We start from the raw sequence: 23,636 nt of genomic DNA on the forward strand, positions 1-23,636 counted from the left end.
CGCACGAGGCGTAAACTTCACACGACTGTAAAAATCCCGCAACATTCTCCGCGCAAAGAAGTGGCAGCCAGCGACCGCCAGCCCCGGAGATTATCCATGACCAGATCCGCTTCCGTCACCCGCCGTCATTTCCTTGCCTCATCGGGCGCCATTGCCCTCACCGCTGCGTCAGGCCTCGCCCTGCCGTCCTACTCGCGTGCCAATACCCGCCCCGTCTTCACCCATGGCGTACAGTCGGGCGACGTCGATGCAACGACGGGCATGATCTGGACGCGAACCGACAGGCCATCCCGCGTCAATATCGAGGTTGCCACCACGGAAAGCTTTGCAAACGCGGTCCGATTGCCTCCGCTCAACGCCTTTCCCGACAGCGATCTTGCCGTGAAGCAATTGCTCACCGATCTCGCATCCGACCAGGACATCTTCTATCGTCTGACTGCAGTGGATCTCGGCGACCTCAATGCGGTGTCAGAACCAATCATTGGGCGTTTCAAGACGGCGCCGATGACAAAGCGCAATATCCGGTTTGCCTGGTCGGGTGATACGGTCGGCCAGGGCTGGGGCATCGATGAGACGGGCATGAAAACCTATGCCACCATGGCTCAGCATACACCGGACTTCTTCCTCCATTCTGGCGATACGATCTATGCCGATGGACCCCTGGTCGAGGAGGTCGACCTCAAGGACGGCACCAAATGGAAGAACCGCATCGTCACCGATGAAAAGCGCAAGGTTGCCGAGACGCTGGACGAATACCGCGGCCAGTGGAAGTACAATCTTCTCGATGACCATGTCCGCTCGCTGAATGCCATCTGCCCGACCTTCTTCCAGTGGGATGATCACGAAGTGACGAATAACTGGTCAGCTTCGAAGGTCCTCGACGAACGCTACGAGGAAAAATCCATCGCACTCCTGTCCGCGCGGGCTGGCCGGGCGTTCCACGAAATGACGCCGATCCGTTATACCCCGGCTGAACCGGGCCGTGTCTATCGCAAGATTGCCTATGGCCCCCTGCTCGATGTTTTCTTCCTCGACCTGCGTTCCTATCGCGGCCCCAACGGTCCAAGCATGGAAGAAACGATCACGCCGGAATCCGCCATCCTCGGTGAGCGGCAGGTGCGGTGGCTGAAGCAGGAACTTCTGAACTCCAAAGCTACGTGGAAGGTGATCGCCTCGGACATGCCGCTTGGGGTCATCGTCTGGGACAATGCCAAGGACAAGAAGGGCACTGAGGCCGTTGCCAATGGCGACAATGGCCCGGCAAAGGGCCGCGAACTCGAGATTGCCGACCTTCTGCGCTTCATCAAGTCTGCGGGGGTCACGAACACCGCCTGGTTCACCGCCGACGTGCATTACACGGCAGCACATTACTACAATCCGGACAAGGCGCAGTTCCAGGACTTCGAACCGTTCTGGGAATTCGTGTCTGGTCCGATCCACGCCGGAACCTTCGGCCCCAACGATCTCGACCAGACTTTCGGGCCCGAACTCAAGTTCATCAAGGCGCCGACGCCGGAGCGGGGTCAGAATCTGCCGCCTTCCGCCGGCCTGCAGTTCTTCGGGCTCGTCGATATCGACGGCACCAGCGAGCAGATGACCGTGCGCCTGATGGACCGCGAGAATGTCGAGCTCTACAAGGTGACGCTGGATCCCGTCCGCTCGATCTAGAGCGGATTGCTTTCGTCAAGCCGCGTGTGATGTCAGCGCATCCCAGGCGGCCATGGCCGCATCTGCGGTTTTCATGAGGGCCTCGACCGTCGCTCCATCGCGCGCGGTGATCGACATGCCGTGTTGTACCGTTGCATAGAACTCCGCGACCTGCTGGCAATCGACGGACGCCGGCAATTCTCCTTCGCGCACGCCACGTTCCAACCGCTCGCGCAGCTGCGTCACGTTCTCCAGACGCTGCCTGCGCAGCAATGCGCAGGCCGCTTCGGATCCGGGTTCGCCGTGCAGTGCGCCGAGGACAATCAGGCAGCCGTGGGGCTGGTCGTCATGCGTGTAAGCAAGCGCCGTTTCCTTGAGGAAATTGGCGAAGCCTTCGCGCACCGTCGCCGCTTCCGGCAGGGCACCCCAGATATCCGTCCCAATCTTGGTGCGATAGACTTCGACGGCCTCCGTGAACAATTCCGCCTTGCTGCCGAACGCCGCATAAAGGCTCGGCGCATTGATCCCCATCGCCCCGGTGAGATCGGCCATGGAGGCGCCCTCATATCCCTTGGCCCAGAAGATCTCCATGGCGCGCGCAAGGGCGGCATCCCGGTCGAATTCGCGCGGACGGCCTCTTTGCGCCATGACATATCCTTTCTGTAATGAACAATACATAAAATACTTGACGACTCAAGGCAAGCGCCCTACTTCTTTATGTATCGATCATTACACAAAGGAATTCCCATGAGCCGTCTCAATAACAAAGTCGCTCTCGTCACGGGCGGAAGCCGCGGCATCGGTGCTGCAATCGCACTCAAACTGGCCGAGGACGGCGCAGATGTCGCGATCACCTATTCCAGCGCAGGTGAGAAGGCAGCAGCCGTCGTAAAGGACATCGAAAAGCTGGGCCGCCGTGCGGTCGCCATCAAGGCGGACAATCTCGACGCCGCCGCCGTTGAGGCGGCCGTCAATGAGACCCATGCGAAGTTCGGCAGGCTGGACATCCTGGTCAACAGCGCCGGTGTTTTCTCGGTCGATCAGATCGAAACGGCGACGCTCGACGAGTTCGACCGCGTCATGTCCATCCACGTCCGGGCTAGCTTCGTCGCATCAAAGGCTGCCGCGTCGCTCATGGGTGCCGGCGGGCGCATCGTTTCGATCGGCAGCAACCTTGGCGAGCGCGTACCATTTCCCGGCCTCAGCATTTATTCGACCAGCAAGGCAGCGCTTGTCGGCTTGACGAAAGCCCTGGCGCGCGACCTCGGAACGAAGGAGATCACCGTCAATATCGTCCAGCCCGGCTCAACCGACACGGACATGAATCCCGCCAATGGCAACCACGCCGATGCCCAGCGCGCGCTGATGGCGATTCCGCGTTTCGGCCAGGCGAAGGATATCGCCGGGCTCGTCACATTCCTTGCCGGCGAGGAAGGCCGCTTCATTACCGGCTCGGCATTCACCATTGATGGCGGCACTAATATTTGACAGCCGTCGACTTACGGGTGTGGTCTCAGAGGCCGTTTAAGAATTCAGCCAGCCTGACGAGGCAGATGGTGTGGTTTTCGAGAACCGGCGCGCAGTGGACGTTTTGGTCCATGAGCACCGGAAGCACAGAAAACTGCATCAGATGCCCGTCAGGGTGAATTTATCAAACGGTCTCTTATACGTCGCCCTTGCGCACGAGCCTGCCCTCTTCCGCCTTGTGGAAAAATTGCGAGCAGACCAGCCAGCCTTTCAGCGGCCGCAACAGGATGAGGCTACCGAACAATGTCAGCGGCAGCGTCGTGATGAGATGGACCCAGATCGACACTTCAAAGGTCGTCTGCAGCCAGAGCGCGAAGATCATGGCGGGCACCGCGACGATGGTCATGGCAAAGAATGCCGGGCCGTCAGCCGGATCGGCAAAGGAATAGTCAAGCCCGCACACCTCGCAGGACGGCGCCAGTTTCAGGAAACCGTTGAACAGATGCCCCTGCTGGCACTGTGGACAGCGCCCGAGAATGCCGGTCTTCATCGGATTTTCGGTCGCATGATAATGAACGTGTGACATGGCTCCAGCCTTTCATCGCGGATCCGCTTGCTGGCGTCATCTTGGTCCATACAATTCGGATCTTCTCTGGCCGCTATATATTCCTTGTATGGACTATAATAAAGAGCTTCCCAACAAATCGCGACAATTTGGCTTGTGTGCGGCTATCTCTTGCTATAATTGTATGGGCAATATCCATACAATAGGTTCATCATGGCCATCTGGAAACCACGTATCGAAGCCGCTGCCCGCTACAAGCATCAAGGCATCGCCGATGCGCTGCAGGTCGATATTGCAGCGGGCCTGCTGATAACCGGAGATGCGCTGCCCCCGCAGCGCGAGATCGCCCGGCAGCTCGGCGTCGATCTGACCACTGTCACCCGCGCCCTCAACGAAGCGCGCCGTCTCGACCTGATCGAGGCGAGAACCGGCTCGGGTACCTTTGTCAAAGCAGGCCCCAATCAGCCGCAGCCCGCTACACCGCCCGTGACAGTCGAGCTTGATCTGAGCATGAACATCCCGCCGCAACCGGCCGAGGCCGATCTGCATGGGCGCATGGCAATTGGCATCAGCGCCTTGCTTCGCAATGCCTCCAGCCAGTTTCTGTCTTACCAGGAAACCACCGGCACGGAAGCAGATCGCCGCGCCGCAGCGCAGTGGCTTTCCCCCCGCTTCGGTGGCCCACCCGCCGTCGACCGGCTGCTTCGCGCTGGAGGCGCGCAAAGCGCCCTCTTCGCCATCTGCAATCTCGTTGCCGCAGGCGGCAGCATCTGCGCCGGCGCAATGACTTACCCCGGGCTGAAATCAGTTGCGGGCATCCTCAACCTGGCCGTTCATCCGCTCGTCATGGACGAATTTGGCATCGTCCCCGAGGCCTTCGAAGAATGCTGCCGGCGTCATTCTCCGAGGGCGCTCTATGTCATTCCGTCCATAGACAATCCGACCACAGCAACCATGCCGCTGACCCGGCGCCAAGAGATTGCCCGTCTGGCAGATCGCTACCGCGTCGCGATCATCGAGGACGATCCCTATGCCGAGTTGCTCGATCAGCCGTTGCCAGCCATTGCAACGCAGGCGCCGGACATCACCTGGCACATTGCCACCCTGTCCAAATGCGCAACGCCAGCGCTTCGCATTGCCTATGCCGCATGCCCGTCACCGCTCGATGTCCTGAAACTTGCGTCCAGCCTGCGTGCCAGCAATCCGGGCGCCTCGCCGCTGCTGGCGGCGCTGGCCACAAACTGGATCGAAGCCGGTACATTGCAACAGATCGCTGGTGCGATCCGGGCCGAAAGCCGTGCACGTCAATCCCTGGCGTCGGCCATTCTGAGAAACTGGACCTATGCGGCCGAACCCGCCGGCCACCACCTCTGGCTCAAGCTGCCCCGGCAGTGGCAGGCAGGCGAGTTCGCAGGCCTTGCACGGCGCTCGGGCCTCGGCATCGTTCCCGCGGAAGTCTTCAGTACCGGCTCCCCGGCAATGGCGGCCGTCCGGGTGTCACTCGGTGCCGCGCCGGATCGGGCAAGGCTTGAACAGGGACTGGTCCTGCTCGACCGCCTCCTCAACGAACCGCAGTTCTCGACGGGCCTGATTGTCTAGGATCGATGATCTGGTCCTGCTCTAAAACAGGCTTCCCTGCGCAGTGATCGGATGAAACACCGGACGATTTGCCATGCCTGCGAAAACCCGGTGTTCCAGGTCAAGCAGGAAGCGCTTGCGGCGCTGGCCGCCGCCATAACCGGTCAGCGAGCCGTCCGCGCCAATGACGCGGTGGCAGGGGATGACGATCGCCACGCGGTTTTGTCCGTTGGCTGCGCCGACCGCACGGCTGGAGCCCGGATTGCCGATGGCCCGTGCTAGGTCGCCATAGGTACAGGCTTCCCCATAGGGAATGTCCTGCAGTCTTGACCATATCTCCAATTGGAACGGCCTTCCCGGCACCACCAGCGGCGTTTCGAATTGCGTCAGTTTGCCAGCAAAATAGCCATTCAGCTCGGCTTCGATATGATCGAGAATGGCGTTGCGGCCGGGCTCGATCGTATAGCCGTAACGCCTTTCCAGCTCTTCGATTTCGGGTGGCAGGGCCGGCCGGTCGTCGAATTCGAGCAAGGACAAGCCGACATCGTTCGCCATGGCAACCATCGGGCCGATAGGGGTCTGTATATTCCTGTACTGCAAAAACTTGGTCACATCACCGCTCCGAATCGAAGGCGATTTTAGCACCCTGAGAAATCGGGCCAATCCAATTCTGTCAGGAGTGCTTGGATGCGACAGTGACAGTAGTGCCGGCAGCCCGGAGTGCGTGTAGAATGTCATCCGGCGGCTCCTGGTCCGTCACCAGTTCACCAATGCCTCCGAAACCGCAGACCTGCACCAATCCGCGCTTGCCGAACTTCGTCGCGTCGGTAATCGCAATGGTCCGGGCACCACGCGACAACACGGTGCGGGCGAATTCCGCCTCCTCCAGATCATAGTCGGTGATCCCGCCCGCGGCGTCGATCGCACCCACCGAAATCACAGCGTGAGAAACGCTGAATCGGCTGACGAAATCATTGGCCGAAACGCCAAAGGCCGCGCCGCTGTCGCTGCGCAACTCGCCGCCGGCCATGAAAACCTTGTTGCCGTTGACGGTGGCCAATGTGCGGGCGATATCCGATGAATTGGTCACGACCGTGAGATTGCGGTGCTGCAAGAGTTCGCGCGCCAGAAAGCTTGTCGTCGTTCCTGTGTCCAGCATGATGGATTCCCCATTCTGGATCGTTCGCGCGACAAACTCGGCAATCGTGCGCTTGGCGCCCGCATTCTCACGCATGCGCAGCTCGAACGGCGCTTCACCCAGGTATTGCGGTACGCCAACGGCACCGTGCACACGGGTGACGATGCCCGCATCGGTCATTGGCTTGACGTCGCGCCTGATTGTTTCGAGAGAGACCCCCAGCTTTCGCGCCAGATCTGCAATCGATATCGTTCCTTCGTCCTGCAATAGCCGCGTGATTTCACCACGCCGTTTGGAACTCATGCCCGAAACCTCATCCTGCTACGCTCATATACCAGCAATATCACAGAATTTATCACTGTTCCGACATCAAAACCACAAATTACCACAAAATCCTGTTGACAGCTGGTCGGCGATGAGTGAACCTCGCCATGTGGGATTTAGCGTGGTTCGACAGGCTCACCATGAGGGGGGCGTTTCCTTGCAGGTACCCAGATGTCGATGCGAGGATTCTAGAGTGAAAGTCTTTGCCACAGACGAGTTTCCTGCAGATGGAGAGCCCACAACCCTCTTGATGCAGGCCACCCGCCTCATGGTGAGTCTATCGAACCACGCACTGGTCCGCCCATGACCCTTTCCGAGTCCACCAAGACAGACATTGCTGCATTGCCACTCTGGCGAGGCAAGATAAAGGTTGCGCTGCTCAAAGGCGGGATCAGCAACGAAAGCTATGTGGTCGAGGACGACAATCGCAAATATGTCGTTCGCTTCGGCAAGGACTATCCATTTCACCATGTGTTCCGCGATCGGGAGGCGATGACCGCACAGGCCGCGTATCGCGCCGGTTTCGCTCCCGAGCTGTTTCATGCCGGTGACGGGGTCATGGTCACAGCCTTCCTTGGCGCACGCACCTATAACGCGGACGATGTGCGGGCCAATATACCGCGCATAGCCGAACTGATCCGGAAATTCCACACGACGATGCCCGAACACATCCTGGGACCGGGCTTCATGTTCTGGGTCTTCCACGTCATCCGTGACTATGCCCGCACTCTGCAGCAGGGCAAAAGCAGAATGGCTTCCCAGCTTGGCAGTTACCTCGCCATCGCTGCCGAAATGGAGGCCGTGCAAAGGCCCCTGCCGATCATCTTCAGCCACAATGACCTTTTGCCCGCCAATATACTCGATGACGGCGACCGCCTGTGGCTGATCGACTTCGAATATGCCGGTTTCTCCACCGCCATGTTCGATCTCGCCGGTCTTGCCTCCAATGCCGGGCTTGATGCCGATGAATCCGACGCCTTGCTGACGGCCTACTTCAAAGACCCGCCCGATTTCGAGCTCAAGCGTGCCCACGCCGCCATGCAATGCGCTTCTTTGTTGCGAGAGGCCATGTGGAGCATGGTTTCGGAGCTTTACCTCGATGCACCCGGTGTCGATTACGTCGCCTATACGACTGAGAACCTGCAGCGCCTTGACCAGGCCCTTGATCACTACAGAAGTAGCTACGGAAAGACGGCCCTATGACCATTCCATCACAAGCCCAGATCGTCGTGATTGGCGGCGGTATCATTGGCTGCTCAACGGCCTATCATCTTGCCAAGGAACACAAGGCCGACGTGGTATTGTTGGAGATGGGGCAATTGACCTCCGGCTCGACATGGCACGCGGCGGGGCTGGTCGGGCAATTGCGTTCCTCCGCGTCGATTACCCGTGTCCTCAAATATTCCGTCGATCTCTACAAGCGCCTCGATGAGGAAACCGGACTGGCGACCGGCTGGAAAATGACCGGCTGTCTGCGCCTTGCCACCAATCAGGATCGCTGGACCGAGTTCCGCCGCCTCGCAACCACTGCGGGAAGTTTCGGCATGGAGATGCACCTCCTGTCGCCGCAGGAGGTCAAGGCCATGTTCCCGTTGATGCGCGTCGATGATCTGGTCGGCGCCAGCTGGCTGCCGACCGACGGGCAGGCCAGTCCATCCGACATCACCCAGTCGCTGGCACGCGGCGCCCGCATGCATGGCGCGAAGCTGATCGAGAACATCCGCGTCACGGGATTCGACATGGATGGCGACCGGATCATCAAGGTCAGGACTGACCAAGGCGACATCGCCTGCGAGAAGGTGGTCAACTGTGCCGGCCAGTGGGCACGGCAGGTCGGTGAGATGGCAGGCATCAATGTGCCGCTGCAGCCGGTCAAGCATCAATACATCATCACCGAAAAGATCGATGGGCTGTCATCCAATGCACCGACGATCCGCGATCCCGACCGGCGCACCTATTTCAAGGAAGAAGTCGGCGGTCTGGTCATGGGCGGTTATGAGCCCAATCCGCAGAGTTGGATGACCGACGACGTACCGAATGATTGGCAGTTCCGCCTGTTCGATGATGATTTCGATCATTTCGAGCAGCATATGCTTGCGGCGATCGAGCGTATCCCCGCGCTTGAAACCGTTGGCGTCAAGCAGATGATCAACGGCCCGGAGAGCTTCACGCCCGACGGCAATTTCATCCTCGGTGTCGCGCCGGAATGTTCCAACATGTTCGTCGGGGCCGGTTTCAACGCCTTTGGCATTGCCTCGGGCGGCGGCGCAGGCTGGGTGCTGGCACAATGGGCCATCGATGGCGAAGCGCCGCTCGACCTCTGGACGGTCGATATCAGGCGCTTCTCCAATCTTCACCGCAACCGCGATTGGGTGCGCGACAGGACCCTCGAAGCCTATGGGAAGCATTACACCATCGGCTTCCCGCACGAGGAATATACGTCTGGCCGTCCGGCCATCGTCTCACCGCTCTATGAGCGCTTGCAGCAGCATCGCGCCGTCTTCGGTTCCAAGCTTGGCTGGGAGCGACCGAACTGGTTTGCACCCGAAGGGACGCCTGCGGAAGACGTCTATTCTATGGGCCGACAGAACTGGTTCGATGCTGTGGGCGCCGAACACCGCCAGGTGCGCGACAAGGTTGGCATCTTCGACCAGTCGTCCTTTGCCAAATTCGAATTGACCGGCAGGGATGCTGCCACGGCTCTCGACTATATCTGCGCCAATGACGTGTCGAAACCGGCGGGCCGCCTGACCTATACCCAGCTCCTCAATACGCGCGGGGGCATCGAATGCGACCTGACCGTTGCACGGCTCTCCGATGAGAGGTTCTACGTCGTCACCGGCACCGGCTTTCGCACTCATGACTTCGCCTGGATCCGGGATCACATCGGCAAAGACCTGGATGTGAAACTCACCGACGTAACCGAGGACTTCGGTACCCTGTCGCTGATGGGCCCCAAGGCCCGCGAAGTCTTGCGCCAGGTCACCAACACCGATGTCAGCAACAACGCCTTTCCGTTTGGCCATGTTCGCGAGATCGAAATCGCAGGGAAAACCGTTCGCGCCCTACGTATCACCTATGTCGGCGAACTCGGCTGGGAGTTGCACGTTCCGATCGCTGCAACCGGCGCTGTCTTTGACGCTCTCATGCAGGCCGGCGCGGAATTCGATATCCGGCCGACCGGCTATCGCGCTATTGAATCGCTGCGGCTCGAAAAGGGCTACCGCGCCTGGGGTTCCGACATCACTCCAAATGACTCGCCGCTCGAATCCGGACACGGCTGGGCTGTCAAACTCGGCAAGAACATCGACTTCATCGGACGCAAGGCGAGCGAGGCCATTCACGCCGTCCCGCTGAAAAAACGCCTCGCCTGTTTCACGATTGCAGACAAGAGCGTTGTCCTCCTCGGCCGAGAGACGATCCTGCGCAACGGCGAACCGGTCGGTTACCTGACGAGCGGCGGTTATGGCTACACCGTCGATCAACCCATCGGCTTCGGCTACGTCCGTAATGCCGACCATGTGAGCGACGAATTCCTGGCCAGCGGCAAGTACGAGCTTGTCGTCGCCAATGAACGCTTCGCTGCCAATGTTCATCTGGAGCCACTTTACGATCCCGGCAATGAACGGGTTAGGGGGTGAGCCCTGCTGCGACAAAATCGCCCTGACCGCAAGGCATCCAAACGGCGTCGAGAACTCTCGGACGTGCGAATCTGAATCCGGAACTGTTTTTGGACGAGATGACACGGATCTTGTACAAGAATCATCAAAAGCGGCACAGGAATTCCAGATTCTGGTACAAGATTCTCAATCTCAGCGGGTATTTAAGGTGCACGAAGTTGTGTTGGTGCCAGCCAATCGCTGGGGGTTGACTTTGCCAGCGGACGGGACCAAATGACCCCACGCAGAACGTGCATCTCGCAAGCCCTGCGTAATTTCAACCGGAGTTTATCTCTTATGCCCAACGACGACAGTCATAGTCGATTGTTTGCGCCGTCCCTCGGCGATCGTGGCCTGATTTAGAGATCAGCTCGCCTCGATCCCCTGTGACGGCGGATCGACAGAAAGGCGAGCTAAAATGAACGACCTTCGCTTTACGATGGATGCTGTCCATGCCGGACACGCACCTGTTTTGACCCTTCCCGAGCAGCTTGCAACCATGCAGGCTGCTGATGCCGTCGAGCTACTCAACGAGCTTGAACTGGCTGATGCCATTGACATTATCGCCGGAATGCCGCGCGATCATGCCGTGTTGATCCTCGATCAGCCTGAGCTGCATTCGGCTGCCGAGATCATCGAGGCCCTGCCCGTCGCAACCGCGCAGGAACTACTCGACGCCATGTCGGCAGACCGCGTCACCGACATTTTCCACGAATTCGATACCGAGACCCGTTCCCGCCTCGTTCCTGGCCTCGGCCACGAAACGAAACTGGCGTTGAACAAGCTCCTGCGCTACCCGCCTCACACGGCTGGCAGCCTGATGACGACCGAATTCGTGAGCGTTCCGGCCGACTGGAGCGTTGCCCGGACGCTGCAGCATATCCGTGAGGTGGAGCGTTCGCGCGAGACCATTTATGCCATTTATGTCATTGATCCTGCTACAAATAGATTGTTGCGGGCGGTGGCTCTGCGCCGGCTGATCACCACTGAGCCAGACGTATCCATCATGCATGTCGGCCGCGATGTCGCCCCGGTGACGGTCGCACCGCTGGCCGATCAGGAAGACGTTGCCCGGCTCTTCCGCAAGCATGATTTGCTCGCCGTTCCAGTAGTCAATGACGGCAACCAGATCATCGGCATCGTGACTGTCGATGATGTGATCGACGCCATGACCCAGGAAATGACCGAGGACACTTTGAAGTTCGGCGGCATGGAAGCTTTGAACAAACCCTACATGCAGATCGGTTTTCTCCACATGATCCGCAAGCGTGCCGGCTGGCTCGGTATTTTGTTCCTCAGCGAGATGCTGACCGCCAGCGCTATGCAGCATTTCGAGGGCGAACTGGAAAAGGCGGTCGTCCTGACCCTGTTCATCCCGCTGATCATGAGTTCCGGTGGCAATTCCGGTTCGCAGGCCACCTCTCTGCTGATCCGAGCTCTGGCGCTGCAGGAATTGCGCCTGAAAGACTGGTGGCGGGTTGCCTTGCGTGAAATTCCCACCGGCCTTGTGCTCGGCTCTTTCCTTGGGCTGATCGGTGTTGTCCGCATCACCACATGGCAAATGCTCGGGCTCTACGATTATGGCGAGCATTGGCCGCTTATCGCCGCAACCGTGGGTACGGCCCTCATCGGAATTGTGACCTTCGGGTCGCTCACAGGCTCCATGCTGCCTTTCATTCTGCAGAAGACAGGCTTTGATCCCGCCAGCGCCTCGGCGCCTTTTGTTGCCACATTGGTCGATGTCACCGGACTGGTAATCTACTTCAGTATTGCCGTGGCAATCCTGTCAGGGACACTGCTTTAATCCATGGCCTGCATGGCAGCCATGCAGGCCATAACGCTTTGCCCCCTTTCGCGATTGCGAAAAAACATGTATGGAGCGCGCAAATGTAAAGCGGCGCATCATATGTGGCGTCCACAATCCTCCAAAAGAGATATTCATGAAACTGCGCAACATCGCGATCATCGCACACGTTGACCATGGCAAGACCACCCTTGTCGACGAACTATTGAAACAGTCCGGTAATTTCCGCGACAATCAGCGCGTTGCCGAGCGCATGATGGATTCCAACGACATCGAAAAGGAACGCGGGATCACCATTCTCGCCAAGGCGACGTCGGTTGTCTGGAAAGACACGCGCATCAATATTGTCGACACGCCCGGCCACGCCGATTTCGGTGGCGAAGTCGAACGTATCCTCAGCATGGTCGACGGCGCGATCGTTCTTGTCGATGCTGCCGAGGGCCCAATGCCGCAGACGAAATTCGTCGTTGGCAAGGCTCTTAAGGTTGGCCTGCGCCCGATCGTCGCCATCAACAAGATCGATCGCCCCGATGCGCGCCACGAAGAAGTCGTGAACGAAGTCTTCGATCTCTTCGCTGCGCTCGACGCGACCGACGAACAGCTCGATTTCCCCATCCTTTACGGCTCGGGCCGCAGCGGCTGGATGGCCAAGAACCCGGAGGGTCCGCAGGACCAGGGTCTCGGCCCGCTTTTTGATCTGGTTCTCGACCACGTACCGGAACCAACTGTTGGCGAGGGCCCGTTCCGCATGATCGGCACGATCCTCGAAGCCGACCCTTTCCTCGGCCGCATCATCACCGGACGCATCCACTCGGGCACGGTCAAGTCGAACCAGCAGGTCAAGGTTCTGCACGGCGACGGTACACAGCTTGAAACCGGCCGCATTTCCAAGATCCTGGCTTTCCGCGGCCTTGAACGCCAGCCGGTTGAAGAAGCCCATGCGGGTGACATCGTGGCGATCGCCGGCCTGCAGAAAGGCACCGTTGCTGACACGTTCTGCGCGCCCGAAGTTACCGAACCGCTCCAGGCCCAGCCAATCGATCCGCCGACCGTTACCATGTCCTTCATCGTCAACGATTCTCCGCTGGCCGGCACCGAAGGTGACAAGGTAACGAGCCGCGTCATCCGTGATCGCCTGCTCAAGGAAGCGGAAGGCAATGTTGCCTTGAAGATCGAGGAATCGAGCGACAAGGATTCGTTCTTCGTTTCCGGCCGCGGCGAATTGCAGCTCGCCGTTCTCATCGAGAACATGCGACGTGAAGGCTTTGAGCTTGGTGTATCGCGCCCGCGTGTCGTCATGCAGAAAGACGAAGACGGCAACATGCTCGAGCCGATTGAGGAAGTGCTTATCGACGTCGATGAGGAATATTCCGGCACGGTTGTGCAGAAGATGTCCGAGCGCAAGGCCGAAATGGTCGAACTTCGTCCGTCCGGCGGCAATCGCGTGCGCATGGTGTTCTACGCACCAACCCGCGGCCTCATCGGCTATCAGTCGGAGCTTCTCACCGATACGCGCGGTACTGCGATCATGAACCGCCTCTTCCGCGCCTATGAGCCTTACAAAGGCGAAATCGCCGGTCGTAACAATGGCGTTCTGATCTCCAATGATCAGGGCGAGTCCGTGGCGTTTGCCATGTGGAACCTCGAGGATCGCGGTCCGATGGTTATCGACGCGGGCGTCAAGGTCTATGCCGGCATGATCATCGGTATCCATTCGCGCGACAACGATCTTGAGGTAAATGTACTCAAGGGCAAGAAGCTGACCAATATCCGTGCTGCCGGCAAGGACGAAGCGGTCAAGCTGACGCCGCCGATCCGCATGACACTGGAACGCGCTCTGTCCTGGATCCAGGATGACGAACTCGTCGAGGTTACGCCGAAATCCATCCGGCTGCGCAAGCTCTATCTCGATTCGAACGAACGCAAGCGTTTCGAAAAGGGCAGCAAAACTGCAGGCGCGGCGTAACACGCCATCACCGCCAAGAACTGAGAAAGCGGCGAAACTCGCCGCTTTTCTTTTTCGTGCGAGAAACCAAGATTCATTTTCGCGGATAGTTGCGAAACCTTGGGCAGCGGGTCTATGGTTAAAGAACCATGAACACCCGTGTGATCGAAATTAGACGAGCTGAGTTGGCCGACGCTGAGGCGATTTCGGACATACACCTCGCTGCATGGAAGGGTGCCTACGCAGGAATCATTCCGCATCGGGCCCTCAATACCATGCTGGAGCGGCGTGGGACCGCCTGGTGGACACGTGCTATTCGGCGTTCAACACAAGTTCTAGTTGCCGACGTGGGCGGCGTTGTCGCCGGTTACGCCACGCTCGGACCCAATCGTGCGCGGCAACTTCCCCAAAAAGGCGAAGTCTACGAGCTATACATCAGACCGGAATACCAAGGCTTCGGGCTTGGTACCCGGCTTTTGGGCGCGGCCCGTCGCAGTCTGGTTGACCAAGGTCTCAAGGGCCTGGTTGTATGGGCTCTTGACGACAATGACATCGCGCTTTCGTTCTATCGTGGCGCTGGCGGGCGCGACGTCGCCGAGGGCGTTGAGTGCTTTGAAGGCAAGACGCTCAAGAAAATCGCCTTCGTCTGGAATTGACGGCGAAACGGGATGACATTCGCTCCCTTTGACGCTTCCGTACGCCGCCAGTTCGGCCTCGTTTTTTGCCAATCCAGGTCAAAAAGTCTATCAAACTCCCTCATAGCCGCCTAATGGGCGCGCGAATTGTTGCGCCGCGGCGTAAAAATCAGTACAGCACTCCCAAACCAACAAGGACTCTGAAAACATGCGCATCGATGCCATTTCTGTCGGCAACAATCCCCCTGAAGATGTCAACGTAATCATCGAGGTTCCGGTCGGCGGTCAACCGATCAAATATGAGCTCGACAAGGACTCCGGCGCACTGTTCGTCGATCGCTTCCTGCACACGCCAATGACCTATCCGGGCAACTACGGCTTCGTACCGCACACGCTCTCGGACGACGGTGATCCTATCGATGTTCTGATCTGCAATACCCGTGCGTTGATGCCAACAAGCGTGATCAATGTGCGCCCGATTGGCGTTCTGGTGATGGAAGACAACAAGGGCCAGGATGAGAAGATCATCGCTGTGCCTTCACCGCACCTGACCCTACGCTACGAAAAGGTGCACAACTACACCGATCTGCCCGAGATAACACTCAAGCAGATCCAGCACTTCTTTGAGCACTACAAGGACCTGGAACCCGGCAAATGGGTGAAGATCGGCGACTGGGGCGATGAAGATGCGGCCCGTCAGCTTATCACCGAGGCCATCGAGCGCCACAAGGCCAAAAAGGCCTGATCTATGATTGCTCGGGCGGTGCGAGAGCGAAAAGCTTAACAGCCAAAGCTTCCGGATCGCCCGAAATTCTTATCTGCTTCAGCCGCGATGTTGCACCCGACGCAATCGTTACGTCCCGCGGAGCAAGCTCCAGCCATTTCGCCAACAGCTTCTCCAGTGCCGCATTTGCCTTTCCGTCTTCCGGAACCGCACGAACACGTGCTTTGATATAAGCCCGCCCGTCATCCGTTGTTTCCAAACCTTCAATCGCATCCCTGGAAGACTTCGGCGTCAGCCGAACGAAGAGCGTGACGCCGTTGTCGTCCTTGCGAAAGAAGCAGGGTGTGTTCAAACCAGCATCGGTGCGATTGTAGTCCACAGAAGCTGCCGAATGAAAAAGATGATCAACAGGAGGACAATCGGTGAAATATCGATCCCGCCCAGATCTGGAAGAAAGCGGCGGATCGGCCGCAAAGCCGGTTCCGTGACACGGTAGAGAAAATCTCCAACAGAAGCGACGAAACGGTTGCTGGAATTGATCACGTTGAAAGCGAACAGCCACGAAAAGATCGCACTGGCAATGATGATCCAGGTGTAGATATCGAGAGCCAGATCGATGGTACGGATAAGGGCGAGCATATATTTCTCCTAGAGCAATCACGCGACATGTAGCGATTGGCTGGCTCGCGAGCAAGGGGTTGTCGCGAATGCCGCCTGAATGTCCGAGATGCCCGGAGCGCTTTATAGTATTCGTGGCAAGATGATCGACGGAAATACGAAAGTCTAAGGTATTCGTTCAACACGATATTGAACGATATTGTTGAATTCAAAAAACAGGAATAACTTTGCGCTTGTGATTCGGGCTATCCCGGCCTGCTCTCCATCCAAGGGGGTTTCCATGCTCAATAAACTGTCAGCCGAATTCTTTGGCACATTCTGGCTCGTCTTGGGCGGTTGCGGCAGCGCTGTTATTGCCGCTGCATTTCCCGATGTCGGTATCGGTTTGCTTGGCGTTTCCTTTGCATTTGGTCTTACCGTACTAACAATGGCCTACGCTGTTGGCGGTATTTCCGGCGGCCATTTCAATCCTGCTGTTTCGCTTGGTCTTGCCGTCGCGGGACGGTTCGACTTCAAAGATCTGATCCCGTATTGGGTCGCACAGGTTGCGGGTGCGATTGCAGCAGCGACAGTGCTCTATCTGATCGCATCCGGCAAAGCCGACTTTGTAGCCGGCGGCTTCGCGTCCAACGGCTACGGCGAACTTTCGCCCGGCAAATACGGTCTGACCGCCGCGCTTGTCGCAGAAATTATTTTCACTGCCTTCTTCATCATCATTATTCTTGGCGCAACGTCGGCTGCTGTCCCGGCCGGGTTTGCACCAATCCCCATTGGCCTTGGTCTGACACTGATCCATCTGGTTTCGATCCCGGTGACCAATACCTCGGTCAATCCGGCGCGCTCCACGGGCGTTGCCCTTTTTGCTGAAACTGCAGCGCTCGGCCAGCTCTGGTTGTTCTGGGTTGCTCCGCTCATTGGCGCGGTGCTCGGTGCAATCATCTGGAAATCCCTGCTAAGCAATGATTCCAACGCTTCTGTAACCGACACTGTAAATGCAGCTTGAATCGAAACAGGCCGGCTCCGGCCGGCCCCATTTCATTCCCTGCCACGTCTTGTTCCTGATTTTTCTTATCCCCATTCTCCCCGAACTGGTCTAGAAGAAGGCTCCAGATTCCGGAGCCTTTCAACGAAATGTCCGTCCCCGAAATGACCGCGGCCGATGATCGCTATGCCGCTTTCCGCCATTCGTCATTCACCCTCTATTGGCTGGCCCGCTTCTTCGGTTCCTTCGCCATACAGATCATCAGCGTGTCTGTCGGTTGGCAAATCTACGATTTGACACGAGACCCTTACTATCTGGGTATCGTTGGCCTCGTTCAGTTTGCTCCATCACTGCTGCTTGTGCTGGTTACTGGTGCAGCATCCGACCGATTCGGACGGCGGCTGATTATGGGCCTGTCCCTCTGCGTGGAAGTCATCTGCGCCGCACTGCTCCTCCTGCTGACGGTGACCCATCAATTTACGCCAGGCCTCGTCTTCGTCATTCTCGCTGGCTTTGGTGTCGGGCGCGCTTTCCTTGGGCCCGCCTCGGCATCGCTTGTGATCAATCTCGTCCCGACCGAAACTTTCTCAAATGCCGTATCGTGGAATTCGTCGGCCTGGCAGGTCGCAACGATTGTCGGTCCCGTAGTGGGCGGACTGCTATACGGCATTTCGCCCACGGTCGCTTATGGCGTTGCCAGCATCATGCTCGCGATAGCCACCATCTGTACGTTTGCCATACCCAAGCCCGCTCAGCACACTTTATCTGAAAAGAGGTCGCTTCAGACACTGCTTGCCGGCTTCCATTACATCTGGAAAGAGAAGGTTGTTCTGGGTGCAATCTCACTCGATCTCTTCGCCGTTCTGCTGGGTGGTGCCGTTGCCCTGCTTCCTGTCTATGCACGCGATTTTCTCCAGCTCGGCCCCTGGGGCCTCGGCATGCTGCGCGCGGCACCTGGCATCGGTGCCATCCTGACCGCCGTCTGGCTGACCGGCCATCCGATCCGGGACCATGCGGGATTGATCATGTTCGCCTTCGTCGCGCTGTTTGGCCTGCTCACCATCATGTTTGGGGTGTCGAACATCGCGTGGCTGTCGATCATTGTGCTCGCGCTGATGGGCGCGGCAGATATGATCAGCGTCTATATTCGCGAAACGCTGCTGCAGCTGTGGACACCCGATCATGTGCGTGGCCGCGTCAATGCCGTCAACATGGTCTTCGTCGGAGCATCCAATGAGCTGGGTGAATTCCGTGCCGGCATCATGGCTTCGTTAATCGGAACGGTTCCTGCTGTGGTATTTGGCGGCTTCGGAACCGTGGCTGTCGCGGCCCTTTGGGCTTATTGGTTCCCGCAATTGCGCAAGGCGCGCAACCTCCAGGGCAGAAGCTGAAGACACGTCTCAGGCAAGGACAGGGGTTCCAAAAATCGTGCCAAGAAATTGGTGCAGCCAAGCCTTGAGCACAGCATCATGGATCATCCTGCCTTCCAGATGATCCCTGCCATGCTGCGCGCCGCATAGCGCAAAGCGTTCGGAGCCGCGCACAACCCAGCGCTGCATCATGGCGCGCGTGAGTTCGGCATGGAACTGCACACCCCAAGCATTTTTGCCGTACCGAAAAGCCTGGTTCGGATAGTTCTCGCCAGTCGCGAGCAGAGTTGCCGTCTGCGGCAGTTCAAAGCCCTCACGATGGAAATGATAGACCATCGAAGGCCAGTACATCAGCGCCTGTCCGGCAGCGGTCGGCTCCAAAGGGTACCAGCCAATTTCGACAAGCCCGTCTGGATGCGGGGCAACCCTTCCGCCGATATGGTTGGCAAGCATCTGCGCTCCAAGGCAAATGCCAAGGAACGGCTTGTCTTCTTTCAAGGGTACCGCGAGCCAATCGGTTTCAGCACGGACGAAATCTTCGGGATCATTGGCACTCATTGGACCGCCAAAGATCACAGCGCCTGCATGATCTTCCAGGGTTTGGGGGAGGGGATCACCAAGGGGCGGACGCCGGATGTCGAGCGCGAAACCGGCTTCGACTAGCAGGTGACCGACCCTGCCGGGACTGGACCTTTCCTGATGCAACACCGTCAGGATTTTCGGGCGTCGTGACTGCCTGCTTTCCATCCAGTCGGTCTGGAACATCCGCCTTGGTCCTATTCCTCTTGCACCGTTTGCTTGGCGCGAAGTGCGGCCTTCTGCTTCATCATCACGCGATCACGCGTCGAGACACCAATCAATTCCGCAACCCGCCAGACGACATTGTCCTCCAGCTCATGAGCGCTTCCATCTGCGAAAACGACGTCCCACATGAGCTCAATGAATCGGATACGTGCCGCTTCGTCAAGATTGCGTTTGATGATGCTGGTGAAGCTATAAAGGTCGACCGCTTCCTGATCCGCCTGCTCGCCATCATTCAGCAAGCGTTTCAACGCTTCGCCCTTGAGACCATATGCTTCGGAAATAAGCTGCGAGACACGCTTCCGCTCAACGCTAAGGCTCTCACCATCCGCATCCATGACGTGGAACAGCAAGGCCGCAGCTGCGAGGCGCGGATCATTCCTGGAAAAGTGCTCCTTACCGTTTTCTCCAGGCGGCAAGGATTTAAGAAACGTCACAAGACGGTCGAGCATATAGGAATATCTTTCAGGTTCACCATGGGCAGTGTGGAATCAACAGATAGCGTGCCAATACTGTTCCCGCTACTGTTCATCTTGCCGCAAAGGGCCACTGAACATCTTTATCCTCCATCAGAAAAGCCGGAACTTCTTGCCCGATCGTTCCGCTTCATCCTCGGGGCGCACGCCCGGGTCGTCCGGTACGGGAAAGGCAAGATCTTCGTCTTTCTGCTTGGAATCGACCTTCTGCTCCTGAAAAGGCGGCAAAACCGACGCGATTCGCTCATTGCCGTCCGATTGCGCCGACTTTGGGCCAGCCTGATTCGATGCCTTTGCACGAGGCTCCAACTGCAAGACCTCAGCGTCCAAGATATCTTCCTTGTCCAGTCGCACTTTGGAAAGCGTCTCGGCAGTGACTGATTTTGCCGGGATAAGGGGCTTCAAATCTTCGCGAGGTGGCGCGGACCGCACAGGTTCCGTGGCAAGCGCTTCATCGAAATCGCCACGATAGTCGATCACGGGCCCCAGCTGTTCGACCGGAACTTTCCACTCAAACGCATTAAGTCTACCGGTGACTGGCGAAGCGGGCGCCCAGCGATCGGACACATAACCGTCAGCCGTCCATGCTGGATCGCGTGGTGCCTTGACCGCGCGGGACAGCCACTGACGTACCCTGCCCTGATCGCCCGTCTGGGCTTCCTCGATATCGGCTAGCAACAGGTACGCACTTTCGCGCGGCGCAGTGCGTAGAACGGCCTCCGCCGCCTCCCGCGCTTCCTTGAGTTCGCCTGCCGCAAGAGCGGCATGCGCGATCGCAAGGCTGGATTCCGGATGATGCGGATACATCGCCGCCAAATGGCGGGCTCGCTTCAGGCGGTCGATCGCTGAATCGCCGATTCGGGCATGAACATAGGTCTCCGCAACTTCCGGATGCGGCTGCTTCTTCCACGTATATTCGAGGATCTTGGATCCCTTGCGCAGATCGCCTTGCTGGAACAGCGCTTTCGCAGCGATAATTGCTGCCGGCACCAGATCCGGCGCCAGCTTGTTGGCTTCGACAGCAATTGTTTTGGCGCTCATCGGATCCGCGTCGAATGTTTCCATTGCCTTGGCAGTCAGCAATGCTGCGCGCTCACGTTTGGCCTTTTCCTTGTCGATCTGCTTGGTTGCCTTTTGCTTCTCGAGTAGCAGCAGTGCTCCATCCCAATCGCCATGCGTGGTCTTTTGCCCGAGAGCGGCCGACGACGCCCACTCGACATTGGGCGCGAGCAAAGCGGCTTCCTCGGCGTAGTGACGCGAGGCGTCACGAGCGCCAAGACGCTGCGCTTCCAGATAAAGTCCGCGCAGGCCAAGCAGCTTCGTTTCCGGATCATCGAGCATCGCCTCGAATTTGGCTCGCGCATCCTCCGCGCGGCCTTCCAGCATGGCTGCCTGCGCATCGAGCAGCTTGATCAGTGGCTCCTGATCGACATTCAGCAACTTTTGGGCCTGGCCAATCATCCGTCGTGCTGTCTGGCCGTCACCGGCACCGGCAGCGATCAGACCTGTCGATAGGGACTGGTAACCGCGGTCTCGTTTCCGGGCACGAAAATGCCTGCGCAGCGCATAGGGCGATGCAACAAGGCTCTTGATGATCCACCAGGTGAGCATGACAGCCGCGACGATCGCCACAACGGCCGAGGCTGCCACCATGAGGGTAACCTTGTACTGCATACCGGCAAAGGTGATGACGAGGTCGCCGGGCCGGTCGGCAAGCCATGCAAAACCGGCACCGAGTAAGAGAACAACGAAGAAGAAGCATAGAATACGGATCATGATCTTCTTGCTCCTAATTAGCCGCCGGCGATTTGATCCCGGTCAATGCATCCGATAGCGCCTTCGACACGAGCTCTCCCGCTGCCTGGCGCGCCTTCATTGTATTGGCAAAATCCATGGAAACGGCTTTGGCGTTTTCGGGCAGCTTTTCCCACTCGGCAATGGCCACTGGAAGATCGCCAGCGTTCAGATGCGCCTCGATGCGCGCTGTTATTGCGTCGACCCCCTCGCCCTCGACCATCCCGACGGGACGGGCTTCAACAAGGCCCTCGGCACTTGCCCATAGGCGATCCAAAACGCCCGCATTGGGGTCGACGTTACGGGCAGTTGCAACAATTTTCGGCGCCACATCGCCAAACTGGCTCGCGAGCATGCTGACTGTCGGCACACCCTTTGCCGCAGAAGCACGAAGACCGTCAATGGCACCAGGGTCAGCCGCCACTGCCGCATAGGTCTCAAGTTCAGCTGCAAAGGGCGCGCCTCGTTCAATCGCGGCCTTCAGACCGGTCGCCGCCATCGCAAGTGCCATATTTGTCTGGCCGGATGCGTCATTGACCTTTGCTTCCAATGCGTTCAACCGCTCTGTTGCTCCGGAAGCCGCACCATCGGCATGTTCGGCTGTCTGCTGACTGGCGTTCAGCCGCGTTTCGAGCGCTGCGATGCGTTCATCAATGGCGCTGGTGTCAGCGCCTGCACCCGCAGCCGCATTCTTCTGAATGTCGGCGATGGTTTGTTTGATCGAACCGATCTCATCCGCAAGGCTTGTCATCTGACCAACGGCCTGTTTGGCATTCTCTACGGCACCGTTCAGCGCCACCTGTGCTCCTTCATCCAGCGCCTGTCCTGTCGCAGGCGTAATTCGCAATTCTGCAATCTGACGTTCAAGCGCCGAAATGTCCGTGCTCGGGGAGGGCAGTATCCCGGACCATTGCAGGGCAGCGGCACCCAGGAGTGCGATGACACCGCCAATGAGTCCCGCTCCGAGGCGGCCAAACATATCATTTGATACCTGCCTGGATACTGGAACCACCTTATCCTCCCTGGCAGCGCCAGAAGATTGCTCGCGCCCAAACGATTGCGATTGGGCCGATGGGGCGGTCACTGCCGGTTGCGCGTCATCGTGAGGTGCAAAGCCGTCACTGGTCGCACTCGTCTCTGCATGCTTCGCATTGATATCCGGTTCAAAGCCAACCGGTTCGGGCTGGGGTACGGTCTTCGACGTCGGCTTTGTCTCGGCCGCAGGCGAAGACTCCAGTTCTATGGTTGCCGGCTTGCGGGCGGATTTTGAATGACGCGGGACGGAAGGTCTGGCCATGAAATGATTCTCTCGGGCTAAAATCTGGTCAGTGAGAGGCTAGCAAGGAAGTTCCGCGGACGAAACGGTACAATTTTAAGCGAGACGAGACAAAAAGGATTACCTCCGTTGGATAAGTTCAAGGAGAGCGCTCTCGTTCGGCTTGTCTGCGACATAAATCAAGGTCTTGTCCAATCCATTCAACGCCTCTGCAATCCGGGGAGAAAGGCAGAAAATAGGCGTATTATCAAAATGATGCGCGATCTCATCCCTGCTGATCAAGCGCCTGAATTCTTCCGCACCCCAGTGGGAATAGAGGAGGCAGCAATCAATCCTCCCCGCACTGAAAAATTTCACCAAAAAATCAGTTGTATAACTGACTGAAACCGTATCATAGGTCTTCATCGTGCGAAAATGAACGCCGGATTTTCGCAATGCGTGCTCGAAATCTGGCACGCGGACACGCCCCGTCAAATAGAGAATACGGTGTTTGGTGCACAACTCCTCAACCACCGTCTGCGCGAGGGAGGAGCCATCTCCATCCCCCGTCGTAACCGTTTCGAACCCACGGGAACGGGCCGCTGCGGCCGTCGCTTCGCCAACGACGAAACAAGGCAATCTGAGGAGCGGCTCCAGCGTCTGGTCCGGAGCCTGCCGCAATGCGCTCGCGCTCGTTACCGCAACAGCGTGAAACTTGCCGCTAGGACTTTTCACCGGCAGCGGAACAATCTCCGTCAACGGCAAAACCAGGGGTAAGAAACCGCTACAGAGCAAGCGTTCGGACGTTTTGGTCGCACCAGGCTGAGGGCGTGTGACCAAAACGGTTCTCATAA

At 58.2% G+C, this 23,636-nt stretch carries 22 protein-coding genes; 11 read left to right on the top strand and 11 right to left on the bottom strand.

Going from position 1 to position 23,636, the window contains the following annotated elements:
• The first annotated feature begins 96 nt into the window (after window positions 1-96).
• A complete protein-coding gene (locus CU102_RS18790; RefSeq protein WP_106712637.1) occupies window positions 97-1,668 on the top strand; it encodes an alkaline phosphatase D family protein in 1,572 nt (523 codons plus the stop codon).
• A 15-nt stretch (window positions 1,669-1,683) separates the two neighbouring features.
• On the opposite strand, the gene CU102_RS18795 is transcribed toward CU102_RS18790, so the two are convergent.
• Window positions 1,684-2,295: a TetR/AcrR family transcriptional regulator gene (locus CU102_RS18795; protein ID WP_106712638.1), complete on the bottom strand. Its 612-nt coding sequence runs from the start codon at window positions 2,293-2,295 to the stop codon at window positions 1,684-1,686.
• A gap of 93 nt (window positions 2,296-2,388) precedes the next feature.
• Here CU102_RS18795 and CU102_RS18800 point away from each other — a divergent pair, with 93 nt between their 5' ends.
• Window positions 2,389-3,135 carry an SDR family oxidoreductase gene (locus tag CU102_RS18800; protein ID WP_425351573.1) on the top strand — a complete coding sequence of 249 codons (747 nt, stop codon included), beginning with the start codon at window positions 2,389-2,391 and terminating at the stop codon, window positions 3,133-3,135.
• 175 nt (window positions 3,136-3,310) lie between these two features.
• Here CU102_RS18800 and CU102_RS18805 read toward each other — a convergent pair whose 3' ends face one another.
• On the bottom strand, window positions 3,311-3,700 hold the full coding sequence (locus tag CU102_RS18805) for a DUF983 domain-containing protein (protein WP_106712640.1): 390 nt from the start codon (window positions 3,698-3,700) through the stop codon (window positions 3,311-3,313).
• Between the two features lie 192 nt (window positions 3,701-3,892).
• Here CU102_RS18805 and CU102_RS18810 point away from each other — a divergent pair, with 192 nt between their 5' ends.
• Window positions 3,893-5,278 carry an aminotransferase-like domain-containing protein gene (locus CU102_RS18810; protein ID WP_208113857.1) on the top strand — a complete coding sequence of 462 codons (1,386 nt, stop codon included), beginning with the start codon at window positions 3,893-3,895 and terminating at the stop codon, window positions 5,276-5,278.
• Window positions 5,279-5,299: 21 nt separating this feature from the next.
• Here the strand turns inward: CU102_RS18810 and CU102_RS18815 are convergent, their stop codons facing one another.
• Window positions 5,300-5,869, bottom strand: a complete 570-nt coding sequence (locus CU102_RS18815) for a methylated-DNA--[protein]-cysteine S-methyltransferase (protein WP_208113856.1) — start codon at window positions 5,867-5,869, stop codon at window positions 5,300-5,302.
• 61 nt (window positions 5,870-5,930) lie between these two features.
• Window positions 5,931-6,698, bottom strand: a complete 768-nt coding sequence (locus tag CU102_RS18820) for a DeoR/GlpR family DNA-binding transcription regulator (RefSeq protein ID WP_106712642.1) — start codon at window positions 6,696-6,698, stop codon at window positions 5,931-5,933.
• Window positions 6,699-7,022: 324 nt separating this feature from the next.
• Between CU102_RS18820 and CU102_RS18825 the strand changes: the two genes are divergently transcribed.
• The 6 genes from CU102_RS18825 (at window position 7,023) to ppa (ending at window position 15,507) form a co-directional block, all read left to right on the top strand.
• Window positions 7,023-7,922 (top strand): choline/ethanolamine kinase family protein, encoded by a 900-nt coding sequence (locus CU102_RS18825; RefSeq protein ID WP_106712643.1) that lies wholly within the window; start codon window positions 7,023-7,025, stop codon window positions 7,920-7,922.
• Window positions 7,919-10,360, top strand: coding sequence for a GcvT family protein (locus CU102_RS18830; protein ID WP_106712644.1), 2,442 nt, complete (start codon window positions 7,919-7,921; stop codon window positions 10,358-10,360). Before CU102_RS18825 ends, CU102_RS18830 begins: the two co-directional genes overlap by 4 nt.
• Before the next feature lie 436 nt (window positions 10,361-10,796).
• Entirely contained in the window at window positions 10,797-12,182 is a 1,386-nt protein-coding gene (mgtE, locus tag CU102_RS18835; protein WP_208113855.1) for a magnesium transporter, read from the top strand.
• A 136-nt stretch (window positions 12,183-12,318) separates the two neighbouring features.
• Window positions 12,319-14,148: a translational GTPase TypA gene (typA, locus tag CU102_RS18840; RefSeq protein WP_106712731.1), complete on the top strand. Its 1,830-nt coding sequence runs from the start codon at window positions 12,319-12,321 to the stop codon at window positions 14,146-14,148.
• Between the two features lie 128 nt (window positions 14,149-14,276).
• Window positions 14,277-14,783: a GNAT family N-acetyltransferase gene (locus CU102_RS18845; protein ID WP_106712646.1), complete on the top strand. Its 507-nt coding sequence runs from the start codon at window positions 14,277-14,279 to the stop codon at window positions 14,781-14,783.
• 187 nt (window positions 14,784-14,970) lie between these two features.
• Window positions 14,971-15,507 (top strand): inorganic diphosphatase, encoded by a 537-nt coding sequence (gene ppa, locus CU102_RS18850; RefSeq protein ID WP_106712647.1) that lies wholly within the window; start codon window positions 14,971-14,973, stop codon window positions 15,505-15,507.
• Between the two features lies 1 nt (window position 15,508).
• Here the strand turns inward: ppa and CU102_RS18855 are convergent, their stop codons facing one another.
• Window positions 15,509-15,838 (bottom strand): DUF167 family protein, encoded by a 330-nt coding sequence (locus CU102_RS18855; RefSeq protein WP_106712732.1) that lies wholly within the window; start codon window positions 15,836-15,838, stop codon window positions 15,509-15,511.
• The gene (locus CU102_RS18860) at window positions 15,835-16,125 is read right to left on the bottom strand and encodes a YggT family protein (protein WP_106712648.1); all 291 of its coding nucleotides are present in this window, start codon (window positions 16,123-16,125) and stop codon (window positions 15,835-15,837) included. Before CU102_RS18860 ends, CU102_RS18855 begins: the two co-directional genes overlap by 4 nt.
• A 259-nt stretch (window positions 16,126-16,384) precedes the next feature.
• Between CU102_RS18860 and aqpZ the strand changes: the two genes are divergently transcribed.
• Both aqpZ and CU102_RS18870 read left to right on the top strand, forming a co-directional pair.
• Window positions 16,385-17,107 (top strand): aquaporin Z, encoded by a 723-nt coding sequence (aqpZ, locus tag CU102_RS18865; RefSeq protein ID WP_106712649.1) that lies wholly within the window; start codon window positions 16,385-16,387, stop codon window positions 17,105-17,107.
• A gap of 128 nt (window positions 17,108-17,235) precedes the next feature.
• Entirely contained in the window at window positions 17,236-18,477 is a 1,242-nt protein-coding gene (locus CU102_RS18870; protein ID WP_106712650.1) for an MFS transporter, read from the top strand.
• A 9-nt stretch (window positions 18,478-18,486) separates the two neighbouring features.
• On the opposite strand, the gene CU102_RS18875 is transcribed toward CU102_RS18870, so the two are convergent.
• The 5 genes from CU102_RS18875 to CU102_RS18895 form a co-directional block, all read right to left on the bottom strand.
• Window positions 18,487-19,221 carry a glutamine amidotransferase gene (locus tag CU102_RS18875; protein WP_245425413.1) on the bottom strand — a complete coding sequence of 245 codons (735 nt, stop codon included), beginning with the start codon at window positions 19,219-19,221 and terminating at the stop codon, window positions 18,487-18,489.
• A gap of 11 nt (window positions 19,222-19,232) precedes the next feature.
• Window positions 19,233-19,709: a tellurite resistance TerB family protein gene (locus tag CU102_RS18880; protein ID WP_106712652.1), complete on the bottom strand. Its 477-nt coding sequence runs from the start codon at window positions 19,707-19,709 to the stop codon at window positions 19,233-19,235.
• Between the two features lie 117 nt (window positions 19,710-19,826).
• A complete protein-coding gene (locus CU102_RS18885) occupies window positions 19,827-21,509 on the bottom strand; it encodes a heme biosynthesis protein HemY (RefSeq protein ID WP_106712653.1) in 1,683 nt (560 codons plus the stop codon).
• A 13-nt stretch (window positions 21,510-21,522) separates the two neighbouring features.
• Window positions 21,523-22,824, bottom strand: coding sequence for a COG4223 family protein (locus tag CU102_RS18890; RefSeq protein WP_106712654.1), 1,302 nt, complete (start codon window positions 22,822-22,824; stop codon window positions 21,523-21,525).
• A gap of 99 nt (window positions 22,825-22,923) precedes the next feature.
• Window positions 22,924-23,634: a uroporphyrinogen-III synthase gene (locus CU102_RS18895; protein ID WP_106712655.1), complete on the bottom strand. Its 711-nt coding sequence runs from the start codon at window positions 23,632-23,634 to the stop codon at window positions 22,924-22,926.
• Window positions 23,635-23,636: the final 2 nt, after the last annotated feature.

Origin of the sequence: Phyllobacterium brassicacearum, assembly GCF_003010955.1 — a bacterium.
GTDB classification, from domain to species: domain Bacteria; phylum Pseudomonadota; class Alphaproteobacteria; order Rhizobiales; family Rhizobiaceae; genus Phyllobacterium; species Phyllobacterium brassicacearum.

Excerpts from the sequence above, each read along its gene's own strand:
- CU102_RS18790 (WP_106712637.1), top strand. The coding sequence starts at position 97 with ATGACCAGATCCGCTTCCGTCACCCGCCGTCATTTCCTTGCCTCATCG.
- CU102_RS18795 (WP_106712638.1), bottom strand. The coding sequence starts at position 2,295 with ATGGCGCAAAGAGGCCGTCCGCGCGAATTCGACCGGGATGCCGCCCTT.
- CU102_RS18805 (WP_106712640.1), bottom strand. The coding sequence starts at position 3,700 with ATGTCACACGTTCATTATCATGCGACCGAAAATCCGATGAAGACCGGC.
- CU102_RS18810 (WP_208113857.1), top strand. The coding sequence starts at position 3,893 with ATGGCCATCTGGAAACCACGTATCGAAGCCGCTGCCCGCTACAAGCAT.
- CU102_RS18820 (WP_106712642.1), bottom strand. The coding sequence starts at position 6,698 with ATGAGTTCCAAACGGCGTGGTGAAATCACGCGGCTATTGCAGGACGAA.
- CU102_RS18825 (WP_106712643.1), top strand. The coding sequence starts at position 7,023 with ATGACCCTTTCCGAGTCCACCAAGACAGACATTGCTGCATTGCCACTC.
- CU102_RS18830 (WP_106712644.1), top strand. The coding sequence starts at position 7,919 with ATGACCATTCCATCACAAGCCCAGATCGTCGTGATTGGCGGCGGTATC.
- mgtE (WP_208113855.1), top strand. The coding sequence starts at position 10,797 with ATGAACGACCTTCGCTTTACGATGGATGCTGTCCATGCCGGACACGCA.
- typA (WP_106712731.1), top strand. The coding sequence starts at position 12,319 with ATGAAACTGCGCAACATCGCGATCATCGCACACGTTGACCATGGCAAG.
- CU102_RS18845 (WP_106712646.1), top strand. The coding sequence starts at position 14,277 with ATGAACACCCGTGTGATCGAAATTAGACGAGCTGAGTTGGCCGACGCT.
- ppa (WP_106712647.1), top strand. The coding sequence starts at position 14,971 with ATGCGCATCGATGCCATTTCTGTCGGCAACAATCCCCCTGAAGATGTC.
- CU102_RS18860 (WP_106712648.1), bottom strand. The coding sequence starts at position 16,125 with ATGCTCGCCCTTATCCGTACCATCGATCTGGCTCTCGATATCTACACC.
- aqpZ (WP_106712649.1), top strand. The coding sequence starts at position 16,385 with ATGCTCAATAAACTGTCAGCCGAATTCTTTGGCACATTCTGGCTCGTC.
- CU102_RS18870 (WP_106712650.1), top strand. The coding sequence starts at position 17,236 with ATGTCCGTCCCCGAAATGACCGCGGCCGATGATCGCTATGCCGCTTTC.
- CU102_RS18875 (WP_245425413.1), bottom strand. The coding sequence starts at position 19,221 with ATGTTCCAGACCGACTGGATGGAAAGCAGGCAGTCACGACGCCCGAAA.
- CU102_RS18880 (WP_106712652.1), bottom strand. The coding sequence starts at position 19,709 with ATGCTCGACCGTCTTGTGACGTTTCTTAAATCCTTGCCGCCTGGAGAA.
- CU102_RS18885 (WP_106712653.1), bottom strand. The coding sequence starts at position 21,509 with ATGATCCGTATTCTATGCTTCTTCTTCGTTGTTCTCTTACTCGGTGCC.
- CU102_RS18890 (WP_106712654.1), bottom strand. The coding sequence starts at position 22,824 with ATGGCCAGACCTTCCGTCCCGCGTCATTCAAAATCCGCCCGCAAGCCG.
- CU102_RS18895 (WP_106712655.1), bottom strand. The coding sequence starts at position 23,634 with ATGAGAACCGTTTTGGTCACACGCCCTCAGCCTGGTGCGACCAAAACG.